Here is a 5742-nt window from a genome sequence, read left to right as displayed (position 1 = left end):
CTCCTCGGCTTCCCGGTGCTGCGCCTGCGCGGCGACTACCTGGCGATCGTGACCCTCGGCTTCGGCGAGATCATCCGCATCCTGCTGCGCAACATGACCGAGATCACCGGCGGCCCCAACGGCATCGGCTCGATCCCCAAGCCGACCCTGTTCGGCCTGACCTTCGAACGCCGCGCGCCGGAAGGCATGCAGACCTTCCACGAGTTCTTCGGCATCGCCTACAACACCAACTACAAGGTCATCCTGCTCTACGTGGTGGCCCTGCTGCTGGTGCTGCTGGCCCTGTTCGTGATCAACCGGCTGATGCGCATGCCGATCGGTCGCGCCTGGGAAGCGCTGCGCGAGGACGAAGTGGCCTGCCGCGCTCTCGGTCTCAACCCGACCATCGTCAAGCTCTCCGCCTTCACCATCGGCGCCAGCTTCGCCGGTTTCGCCGGCAGCTTCTTCGCCGCCCGCCAGGGCCTGGTGACGCCTGAGTCCTTCACCTTCATCGAGTCGGCGATGATCCTTGCGATCGTCGTGCTCGGCGGCATGGGTTCGCAGCTCGGCGTGATACTCGCCGCGGTGGTGATGGTGCTGCTCCAGGAAATGCGCGGGTTCAACGAATACCGCATGCTGATCTTCGGCCTGACCATGATCGTGATGATGATCTGGCGTCCCCAGGGACTGCTGCCGATGCAACGCCCGCACCTGGAGCTGAAGCCATGAGCCGACCGATTCTCGAAGTGAGCGGCCTGACCATGCGCTTCGGCGGCCTGCTGGCCGTCAACGGCGTCAACCTGAAGGTCGAGGAAAAGCAGGTGGTCTCGATGATCGGCCCGAACGGCGCCGGCAAGACCACCGTGTTCAACTGCCTGACCGGCTTCTACCAGCCCACCGGCGGCCTGATCCGCCTCGACGGCGAGGAGATCCAGGGCCTGCCCGGTCACAAGATCGCTCGCAAGGGCGTGGTGCGGACCTTCCAGAACGTCCGCCTGTTCAAGGAAATGACCGCGGTGGAGAACCTGCTGGTCGCCCAGCACCGCCACCTCAACACCAACTTCCTCGCCGGCCTGTTCAAGACCCCGGCATTCCGCCGCAGCGAGCGCGAGGCCATGGAGTACGCCGCGCACTGGCTGGAGGAAGTCAACCTTACCGAGTTCGCCAACCGCAGCGCCGGCACCCTCGCCTACGGCCAGCAGCGACGCCTGGAGATTGCCCGCTGCATGATGACCCGCCCGCGGATCCTCATGCTCGACGAGCCGGCCGCCGGCCTCAACCCGAAGGAGACCGACGACCTCAAGGCGCTGATCGCCAAGCTGCGCAGCGAGCACAACGTGACGGTATTGCTGATCGAGCACGACATGAAGCTGGTGATGAGCATTTCCGACCATATCGTGGTGATCAACCAGGGCGCCCCCCTGGCCGACGGGACGCCGGAGCAGATCCGCGACAACCCGGACGTGATCAAGGCTTATCTGGGGGAAGCGTGAGCATGCTGAGTTTCGACAAGGTTTCCACCTACTACGGCAAGATCCAGGCGCTGCACGACGTCAGCGTGGAAGTGAAGAAGGGCGAGATCGTCACCCTGATTGGCGCCAACGGCGCCGGCAAGTCGACCCTGCTGATGACGCTCTGCGGCTCGCCGCAGGCGGCCAGCGGCAGCATCCGCTACGAAGGCGAGGAACTGGTCGGCCTGCCCTCCTCCACCATCATGCGCAAGAGCATCGCGGTGGTCCCGGAAGGCCGCCGGGTCTTCTCCCGCCTGACGGTGGAAGAAAACCTGGCGATGGGCGGCTTCTTCACCGACAAGGACGACTACCAGGTGCAGATGGACAAGGTGCTGGAACTCTTCCCGCGCCTGAAGGAACGCTACGAACAGCGCGCCGGGACCATGTCCGGCGGCGAACAGCAGATGCTCGCCATCGGCCGCGCGCTGATGAGCAAGCCAAAGCTGTTGCTGCTCGACGAACCTTCGCTCGGCCTGGCGCCGATCATCATCCAGCAGATCTTCGAGATCATCGAGCAGCTGCGTCGCGAAGGCGTCACCGTGTTCCTCGTCGAGCAGAACGCCAACCAGGCGTTGAAGCTCGCCGATCGCGCCTACGTGCTGGAGAACGGCCGGATCGTCATGCACGACACCGGCGCCGCCCTGCTGACCAACCCGAAGGTGCGCGACGCCTACCTCGGCGGCTGAGCACCGTCCCGCCGGAGACTTCAGCGCCTACGAAAACGGCCCTCACGGGCCGTTTTTTTATGCCGAGGCGTACCGGCTACAGGCCGTAGCGCTCGATAGCGTCCAGGTGCGGCTGGGTGTCGACCTCTGCCGCTTCCGCCAGGCGCAGCCAGCACATGCGGTGCGGCCATTGCCCGGTGGCCTCCTGCAACGCCTGGTGCAGGTCGCGCGGCGCCTGCTGCGCAGGTGTCGCGACGGTGAAGTAGATCGCCCGCAGTTCCTCGCCGCTGCTGGCATCGGTGACCTGGTAGTCGCGGTTGCTGTGCACCCAGACCTTCCAGCCGCGCGCGTCGAGCGTTTCGCGGAAGGCGTCGAAGGCCTCGTCGCCCGGATAGACGCCGTCCACCAGCCAGCTCGGCGAGTAACCACCGCTCTCGAGGACGTGCACCACCGCATAGGTGGGAACGAAACGCTTGCGTTCCTCCTCGTCTTCCGGAGCCGGATAGATCAGGCCGGCGTCGAACACCACCCAGTCACCGACCCGCTGGCTGCGATTGCCCGGCGCGTTCTCGAGGACCCGCGCGGTCACCGGGACGGTGCGCCGGGCGTAGTAGTCGAGCGCTTCGCCATCCTCGATGTAACGGACGATCACCCAGCCCCAGTCTTCCTCGATCGGTCCGTCGCCGGCGGCGAACTCCATGCCCATGCCGGCAGCGACCTCGCGCAGCATCGTCCAGTCGCGCGCGGCGCTGGCGGCGGTCATCTGGTCCCACTGCACCGACTGCGGCTCCTCCAGCTTGCCGGCCAGACGCTGGTAGGCCAGCGCCGCCTCGGCGAAGCGATCCTGCTCCATCAGCGCCTTACCCAGCAGGCTGTGGGCTCCCAGCGAGCCGGGAGAAATTTCCAGCACCGATTGGCAGGCGCGCTCCAGCTCCGGCCAGTCGTTGAGTTTCTCGGCCAGCTTGACTTCGCTCCACAGCGCGATCAGCGGCACGCTGTCGGCGTAGAGCCGGCCGAGGCGCTTGACCTGGTCGTACTCGCCGCGCGCCAGCAAGGCATTGAGCAGGTAGTAGGCCAGTTGCTGCTCCTCGTCGGTGTGGCGCTCGACGTACTCCCAGAGCAGGTCGATGGCCTCGTCGTCGGCGGAACAGGCCTGTAGCGCCGAGGCGGCCACTTCGCGCAAGGCGGTGTCGTCGGGCCGCTCGGCCAGCGCCTGGAGCAGCCACTGCACTTCTTTCTCCGGGTTGCGCGGCGCGTCTTCGCTGCCCTGCGCAGCCAGCCAGTCGAGCAACTCCGCAGCCGGCACCGGCAGTTCCTGCTGCTGCGGCGCGGCATCGATCTCGGCCCTCAGGCCAGCGAGCAACTGGCTGGCGCCACGGTCGCGCTGCAACTGCTGCGCATGCTGTTCGGCCAGCGCCAGGTGGCGCCTGGCGCTCCACACCGAACCGCGTTGCAGCGCGAGGCGGATGGCCTGGCTGGCGACGTCGATGACCACCCGGTGTGCGCCCTTCTGCGAATAGTGTTCGAGCATCTGCTGCAAGCGCCCGCCGAAGTCCCAGGTGTTGCGCTCAGGGGTCCGTTGCAGCAGCAGGTAGACGGCGCGCAGCCAGATCGTACGATAGCGCGGGGCAATCTCGGAGAACGGCAGCAGCGCCTCCAGGGCCTCCTCGTCGCGCCCCAGCAACGCCAGGCCGTGGGCCTTGTACAGACGCCGCGGCTGGCTGATGTTGTTCCACTCCGCGCCCTCGACCTTCTCCTCCATCTCGCCGATCAGGGCCAGCGCCTGTTCGGCGCGCCCCAGGTTCAGCAGGATCGCCACGCGCATCTCCAGGAGGCTGTCGAATACCTCCTCGCCGGCAGCGAGGATCTTCTTCTCCTGTTCGGCCAGGAAGGCCAGGGCATCTTCGCCCCGCCCGTCGTCGAGCAGCGCCTCGGCCTTCTCGTTGCTCAGACAGTGGAAGCAGGCCCAGGTCGGGTCGATCCGCGCCAGGGTCTCGTCGCACACCTCGATGCGTTCCTCCACCCAGCCCGGGCCGTCGACGTTGGCGTAGCACGACGCCAGGTCCTGGGTCACGCAGACTGACTGCGGGCAGGCCTGGGTGTCGTCGCGGTTGGCCAGTTCGAACAGGGAAACGGCGTCGGCCAGGGCGGTCTCGCCCTCCAGTTGGTTGCCGACCCGGTTACGCATCTCCCAGTGGCGGACGAAGATTTCCAGCCACGGGTTGTTCAACGTCCGGCTCAGCGCCTTGACCTCCGGCAACAGCGCCTCGGCGCGCTCCACCTCGAGGTCGCAGACGTACGCGGTGAGTTCGTCGATCAGCCGCGCACTCTGCTCCTGGCCGGCCTCACGCAGGTCGGCGCGGAGCTTCTCCACCCAGTTCCAGATATCCATATGCTTCAGTCTCCATCAGGCGTGTTGCGAATTTTCTTATTGCCCCAGCAGGCGCTTCACCGAATCGGCGAGTCCGGCCAGGGCCTGGTTCAGCGAGGTCGCGGGCTGGCCGCGTCCCTGTCCGGCGATGATCACTTTGAACGAGCGCAGCAGCAACGCCGCATGGGCCGCTTCGTCGCGTTCCTCGCCGACGGCCGCGAGCAGCGCCTGCACCGCCGGATTGTCGAGGTTGACGTAGAGCCGGCTCGGCTGGCGATTGTCGAGCTTGCGGGTGAACTGCCGGGCCAGGCGCAACGCCGCGGTGGAAATACGCTTGTCGGCCTCGTCGTCCTCCAGTCGCCGCTTGAGTTCGGCGTCGCGGTCGGGCACCACCACAAGCGGCAATTCCTCGGGGCTGAAGCGGGCGATCACCAGTTGCTCCTCGGCGCCGCCCAGGTGTTCGGCCAGCCAGCCGGTCTCGCGCTCGGGCAGTCGGTCGAGGCGGAACAACTGGCGGTTGCCCTGCTCGGTGCCCAGCTCCACCAGGCGCATCCCCTTGGCCTGCGCCCAGCGACGGAGGAAGGGTACCACCGCATAGCGATTGCCATGGGCCACCGGTACGCCCATGGCACGGAACAGCATTTCCTCGAAGCCGCTGTCGTTGTCCAGCAGCACATGCACCGCTCCGCGCGAAAGGAGTTCGGAAGCCGGGAGGTCGCCCTGGGAGGTGGGTACGCGCAGGCTGTCCATCATCAGCGCGAACAGACGCTCGTCGCACAACGCCGCTCCCAGCAGGGCCTCGTTGTGCCGCAGCAGGACCCGCCGCCAGGCCTCCGGCTGCTGCCGCGCCACCTCGCCGAGCCCGGCGATCAGCGCCTCGGCCAGCGCATGCTGGATCGCCGCGTAATGGTCGTCACGCTGCAGGTCCTCGCGGCTGGCGGTGGGCGTCAGGCGGTTCGACTCGATCACCCCGCCGACGAACCCGGCCCAGGACGGCAGCAGGTCGCGGGCGTCATCGTCGAGCAGCATGCCGCGGAGGAAAACCGAGAGATTGCGGTTGTCGCTGGTGCCATAGGTGCCGCCGTCCTGGATCCACAGCAGACCCTGCACGTCGACCCGCTCGTCCGGGCGCACCGGCAGGCAGCAGATCGGTTCGAAGTCATGTTCGAAACGCGCGGCGAACTCCAGGTCGCGGCGCTGCCGTTGCAGCGGGTGC

The 5742-nt window shown here is 67.0% G+C and carries 4 protein-coding genes and 1 pseudogene; 3 read left to right on the top strand and 2 right to left on the bottom strand.

Going from position 1 to position 5742, the window contains the following annotated elements; all coding sequences use genetic code 11:
• The 3 genes from livM to FFS27_RS27390 all read left to right on the top strand — a co-directional run.
• Positions 1-708, top strand: a 708-nt coding sequence (livM, locus tag FFS27_RS27400; protein ID WP_137952342.1) for a high-affinity branched-chain amino acid ABC transporter permease LivM, incomplete at its 5' end; no start/stop codon positions are given.
• A complete protein-coding gene (gene livG, locus FFS27_RS27395; RefSeq protein ID WP_003082125.1) occupies positions 705-1472 on the top strand; it encodes a high-affinity branched-chain amino acid ABC transporter ATP-binding protein LivG in 768 nt (255 codons plus the stop codon). The genes livM and livG, both read left to right, overlap by 4 nt.
• 2 nt (positions 1473-1474) lie before the next feature.
• Positions 1475-2176, top strand: coding sequence for an ABC transporter ATP-binding protein (locus tag FFS27_RS27390; protein ID WP_003086389.1), 702 nt, complete (start codon positions 1475-1477; stop codon positions 2174-2176).
• Positions 2177-2252: 76 nt separating this feature from the next.
• Here FFS27_RS27390 and FFS27_RS27385 read toward each other — a convergent pair whose 3' ends face one another.
• Together FFS27_RS27385 and FFS27_RS27380 are read right to left on the bottom strand one after the other, a co-directional pair.
• Positions 2253-4547, bottom strand: a complete 2295-nt coding sequence (locus FFS27_RS27385) for a hypothetical protein (RefSeq protein WP_137952341.1) — start codon at positions 4545-4547, stop codon at positions 2253-2255.
• A 36-nt stretch (positions 4548-4583) separates the two neighbouring features.
• Positions 4584-5742, bottom strand: a pseudogene (locus tag FFS27_RS27380) (molecular chaperone HtpG); the annotation flags it as partial.

Source organism: Pseudomonas sp. 2VD (assembly GCF_005503585.1).
In the GTDB taxonomy this organism is placed as follows: Bacteria; Pseudomonadota; Gammaproteobacteria; order Pseudomonadales; family Pseudomonadaceae; genus Pseudomonas; species Pseudomonas aeruginosa.
Note: the sequence above shows the minus strand (reverse complement) of the source record. Positions and strands in the feature narration are given on the sequence as shown.